The 5,444-nt window shown below is 56.7% G+C and carries 4 protein-coding genes; 2 read left to right on the top strand and 2 right to left on the bottom strand.

Annotated elements, in window-relative coordinates; translation table 11 throughout:
* Both ABYV26_RS19825 and ABYV26_RS19820 read right to left on the bottom strand, forming a co-directional pair.
* Nucleotides 1-205 (bottom strand): hypothetical protein (locus tag ABYV26_RS19825; RefSeq protein ID WP_372683091.1); only part of this gene is annotated, 205 nt, incomplete at its 3' end.
* A 135-nt stretch (nucleotides 206-340) separates the two neighbouring features.
* A complete protein-coding gene (locus ABYV26_RS19820; RefSeq protein ID WP_372683090.1) occupies nucleotides 341-3,160 on the bottom strand; it encodes a DUF1638 domain-containing protein in 2,820 nt (939 codons plus the stop codon).
* Between the two features lie 225 nt (nucleotides 3,161-3,385).
* Between ABYV26_RS19820 and ABYV26_RS19815 the strand changes: the two genes are divergently transcribed.
* Entirely contained in the window at nucleotides 3,386-4,687 is a 1,302-nt protein-coding gene (locus tag ABYV26_RS19815) for a helix-turn-helix domain-containing protein (RefSeq protein WP_372683089.1), read from the top strand.
* 229 nt (nucleotides 4,688-4,916) lie between these two features.
* Nucleotides 4,917-5,357: a MaoC family dehydratase gene (locus ABYV26_RS19810; protein WP_372683088.1), complete on the top strand. Its 441-nt coding sequence runs from the start codon at nucleotides 4,917-4,919 to the stop codon at nucleotides 5,355-5,357.
* Nucleotides 5,358-5,444 lie beyond the last annotated feature (87 nt).

Genomic DNA, 5,444 nt, shown 5'->3' with positions numbered 1-5,444 from the left:
CCGGACCACCCGATGAAATAAAAATATCATGATTGATATCAGGCAATTCATCTCCATGTCGGGTATCGAAAAAATCGAAGGATACACTCACTTCCGACCGGTTCTCATCGGTTTGCTTCAACAGATCGCGTAAACAACGCAAGCTCTGGTTCGGCACACCATTGTTAAGATCGATTACAGCTATTTTTACGGTATTTTTAACCATTGCACATTTATCCTATCGCCGAGCTAAATCGTAGTAGGCAGTTCCCATCCAAAAAATTGACGAAAACCGCGTCTCCCTGAATATATGGCCTGCCATGTGGTTTTCCAAGCGATCGATCATGGCGGTCGATGTAAATCATCCAGCCATGATTGCCGGGACCTCGGCGACGACCCGGTCGGGCGGACCGGTGAGCCTTGCCTTGATGATGCGTCCGATAAAGATGGGATGGCCGCCGGCATCCACAGGGAGTTGATCCTCGGTTTCGATGGTGACCGCGCGGGTGCTGGTACCGGCTTCCATGGCCAAGGTTCTGACCATGCCGGCAAGCGCTTCTTTGGCAAATGCATCGGCTTCTTCAAAGACGTTGAAGCGTCGTGCGCCGGGTAGGCCTTCGATGAGAAACCCGCTGCCGCTGCCCGGAATGATGCGTACCTGACGTTCGATAACGACGTTGCTGGTAATGGCGCCGATGGCGTTGGCCACGTCGGCATGCTCGGGGAGCACGGCCCGGGCACCGATCATGGCAGCGGCACGGGGAAGGAAAAAGGCGATGGGCGCGCCGATGCCGATCACCGGCCGCTTGAATTCGATGCGCAGGCGATAGTGGCTGTCGCCGCCGGAAAATACGTTGTTCATCAAGGCTTTGCAGACCGGGCAGCTGTGCAGGGCCTCGGGGTTGACCTCATCGTCCAGCTGACGCTTTAAGATCTCCAGGGCCAGGTTTTGCGACACGGTTTCCAGCAGCTCCTGCCGCAGTTCGGTTTCATCCCGTTTGCTCAGGGCGGCGATCATGCGGAAGAATGGCCTTACCGCCGCCGTGTCCCAGCGTTGAAATTCACCGGCCAGATGGAGCAGATCGGTCGGGGTCAGACCGCAGCGCTGGACGACGAAGTTTTCTTCCAGGCGCTGTATGGGAAGGTGGCGGTCTATTAGAACGCCGGTTTTTCGGGTCAACTCGTCGATGGAATGGGGTCGCTTTTCCAGCAGGGACAGGACCGTCATCTCCATCTCCGTGGGATGGAGATGTTCCGCGGTCCCGGTAAGGGCTAAAATCTGCATATTGCGGGTGGAGGTTTCAAAACTGCGCAGCCGGGTGCTCAGATAATCGATGGCCTGATTGGCACCGCTAAAGCTGGATCCCAGCCAGGCTATGGGCGCTACCCGGCGGGGGCCGATGGAAAAGACGCCTTTTTCGCGGTTGATCAGGCTGTCCCCCCCCAGGCCGGCGGTTCGGATGTCCAGGGCCCGGACATGGGTTCGGCGTCCGGCTACGGTGGATCCGGTGCTGCAGACGCGCACGCTGCCATGCTCCACCGCCGCCGTGTCCGTGGTGGTGCCGCCCACATCCACCACCAGGGCATCTTCAAGGCCGGTGAGATGTCTGGCGCCGGCCACGCTGGCCGCCGGCCCGGAGAAGATGGTCTCCACCGGACGCGCTTTGGCCATTTCCGCCCGCATCAGGGTGCCGTCTCCCTTGACCACCACGATGGGCGCGAGAATGCCTATCGCTTGCAGCGCCTTTTCGAGGTTGGCGATGAGCTTGCCCAACCGGGGGACGATCCGGGCATTCAGCACGGCCGTTGTCGCCCGTATCTTGAAATCGAGAATGCTCGACAATTCATGGCCGCAGGTGACGAACAGGCCCGTCTCCGACTGGATGATGCGCCTGACGGTGGTTTCGTGGTCCGGATTGATGGCACCGGCGAAACCGGATACGGCAAATGCATTGACCTGGTCTTTCTCCACCATGCGCTTGACGATCCGCCGCACCTGGTTGGCATCGACGGACTCGATCTCCTCGCCGGTGATGGACAGGCGGCCGGGTACCAGCGCCTTGGGTTCATGGGGGTAATCCGTAGGATCGTAGACACCGTAAGGCGGCATGAGCAAAAGGCCCACCTTCTGGCCGTCGCCCTCCACAATGGCATTGGTGGCCAGCGTCGTGGACAGGGCAACCATTTCGACTTGCTTGAGTTGGTTCTGATCCAATTTTTCCAGGGCCCGGCGGATACCGATGGTAAAATCCCAGCGGGTGGTCAGGGCCTTGCCCTTGCATTGTGTCTTTCCGGTATTGAAATTGTAGATGACTGCATCCGTATAAGTGCCGCCGGCATCGATGCCCAATCCAATGGCGGCGGTGAGTGGCAAGGACGGGCGGTCATCGCTAAATATGACGGGGCCGGGTTCACTGGTGGGTTTGTCCTCCCATAAGGGGTGCGATGAGAGCGTGCCCGTCACGGCATCGAATTCGATGGCATGGTAAGGTTCAACAAAGAGGATGTCGTCCGTGGTCTGGGTGCCGGTCAGCATTTTTTCGATCAGATCCAGGCTGCCGGAGATTTTCTCATAGGTCCATCCATAGGCCTCGGCCATCTCCTTGGCGTGATCCTCGTATGTCGATCCGGTCCTGGAACCGGTGTCGATGTAGGCGGCCCGCTGATAATTTTTCTGCCATGAGTTGAGAAAGGTGATCGTTCGTTCGGCCGCCTGATCGCCGTACTGGCGGGCAATCTCATCGAAATGCACCCGCTTGTCGCCATACCAGGCCTGCAGCCTGCGTTGGGAGACCGGTACGGCCTTCTCTTCGTGCCACCCGGCGGAAATGTAGTAGGTCCCGGGGAATTTTTTGAACTCCCTGCGGTACGACGCGGCGCCACCCAAGAACATGGCGATGCAGTCATGCACTTTAGGGATGCTCAAGGGGATGTCGCGGGACTGGATGCCGATGGTGCCCCTGCCGCAGACGCCATAGCCGATGACGATCCGGTTGGCCTCGCCGGCGGCCGACACCGCATCGATGGCGTCCTGTAGTTTTTTCTTCAATAAATCAGGCCGTTCATGCAAACCAGCTTCCAAAAATTTAAAATCGACCGCCAACCCCAGTTGCCTGGCGGCGTATTTCATGTCCACACCCAGCACTGCACATCCAATGACGACTATCTTGTTTGGTTTCACTGCATCTCCTTGTTGCTCTCCGCGTTTACCGTTGCTGGGTTTATTGGCTGGATCGCTTTTTGGCAACCTTTTTATTAAAGTAATGTGCATTGATAGGCTGTGCAATGCTTATAAAAGCGCCCGGAACCCCTTTTTTTCTTTCGTGGAGGCTGTCAGGTGGTGTATCGTACTCACCAGCCATCCGTTGGCAATCCGATTACCCCCATCCGACCAGGGGCAGCAGCCATGTTTAAAAAGAAGATCCGTGTCTCCTCGGGCGTCAGCCAGCTCGATCGGCAATTGGGCGGCCTGTTTATCGGCGACAACGTGGTCTGGTATGACAGTGCCGGCAGCCTGGCCTCGATCTTTAGCCTTAATTTTATCCAGGAATCCCAGCGACAGAACAAGGCCTTGATATACATCACCTTTGACCGACCCCCCAAAAGCCTGCTCGAAGACCTGGGCCCGCTGGCGGAAAATCAGCATCTGACCATCCTGGACTGCTTTACCCACGGCAAAGGGGACGGCAGTGAGGTGTTCAGTAAGTTTTATGAGAAAGACGGTGCGCGGTGGCCGTACCAAATTGTGCGAATCAATTCGCCCGGAGACCCGGAAGTAGTGTCCGACGCCTTCTACAACCTCCACGGGACTATGACCGGGGATGTCCGGTTCGTCTTCGATTCACTCACTGGCATGCAGGATTTGTGGGGCGGGGAAGAAGCGATCGGGAAATTTTATTCACGTGCCTGCCCGCGCCTCTACGAACTGGACACCCTCGCCTATTGGATCATGGAAAAAAACGCCCATTCAGAACGCCTGAGGGCCAACATCAACCAAATTGCCCAAGTTGCCATTGACCTGTCCGTCAATCGGGGAAAGTCGGCCCTGACCATCCTTAAGGCGGATAAACGTAGGCCCGATGCGTTGAACCGTCCGCTGGTCTACTGGAACGACGGTCTGGACGTGGTCTTTGAAACCGAGACGGGCAAAGGCGGAAATATCGATCTGGGTGGTCGGGTAAAGGAGATTCGGAACCGCCAGTCCATGCCCCAGAAGGAACTGGCTGCCTTGGTGGGTGTGACCCCCAGCACCATTTCCCAGATCGAAAGCGGCACCATTTATCCCTCATTGCCGGCATTGTTTAAAATCGCCCAGGTGTTGAACCTGCCCGTGGCGGCGTTTTTCGAGAACGGATCAACGGCGGTCGACCAGGTGGTGTTTTCCGACGGCGGCACCCGGATCAACCTTCCCAATTTGTCGAAGCGGGATGTAACGGGCTATCGGCTGTCTCCGGCCGATTTTGACGCCGACGCGGAACCCTACCTGATAGAGATTCCTGCCGGGAAAAAACTGTCGACGCATTTCTTTATCCATAAAGGGCAGGAGATGGGGTATCTGCTCCAAGGCCGGCTGGAACTTAAAATCGGCAACCGCCTGCATCAGGCCGGGCCGGGAGATGTGATCTACCTCACCGGTGAATTGCCGTCGCAGTGGAAAAACTCGGGTGAGGAGACGGCCAAGCTGCTGTGGGTGAAGATAAGAAAATAAGGGTTCAAGAGGTCAAGGGGTCAAGGATTCAAGGGAAATGCTCAACCATGTCATAGGCCATACCTTTGGCTGAAAACCGGTGAAAGCTTTTTATCCATTAACAGGGCTACTGATGGGTTGCCTATAAACTGATACCTACAGCCCGGGCCAATGCTTAAGCGATTGAATGCATTCACTCGACCCCTGGAACCCTCGAATCCTTGACCCTTAAAGAAAACGGAGTTTTCTAATGAATGATATCCGCCGCCGAACCGTCGCCGGGCTGAATGCCGGCGACACTTTCACCCTCACCCGGACCTTCACCGAAAAGGATGTCGACGCCTTTACCGAAGTGACCCGGGATCATAACCCCATTCACTCGAGCAAACGGTTTGTTGAACTCAAGGGGTTCAGCGATCGGATCTGCCACGGGCTTCTCGTGGGCGGCATGATCACCGAGATGGGCGGCCAAATGGGATGGCTGGCCTCGGGCATGAATTTCCGTTTCATCCAACCGGTTTACTTCAATGATACGATCACCTGCCACTGTACCCTCACTGCCGTGGATGAGAGGAACCGAGCGGAGGCCGCAGCCGTCTTTACCAACCAGCATCAGGAGATCGTTCTGGAGGCCTGCCTGTTCGGCGTCCTGCCCAATGCCCGGGAGCGGAGGGTGCTTCAGGATTTGTGAGCATCGGAAGTGACCCATGCGCGTTTGACGGCCACGTCAGGCATGGGGTAATGCTTGGGGTTCATCGTATAGATTTTTCCATTGAAT

Source organism: Desulfosarcina sp., from assembly GCF_041551955.1.
In the GTDB taxonomy this organism is placed as follows: Bacteria; Desulfobacterota; Desulfobacteria; order Desulfobacterales; family Desulfosarcinaceae; genus Desulfosarcina.
The sequence above is the reverse complement of the archived record's forward strand: the minus strand, read 5'-3'. Positions and strand labels throughout refer to the sequence as shown.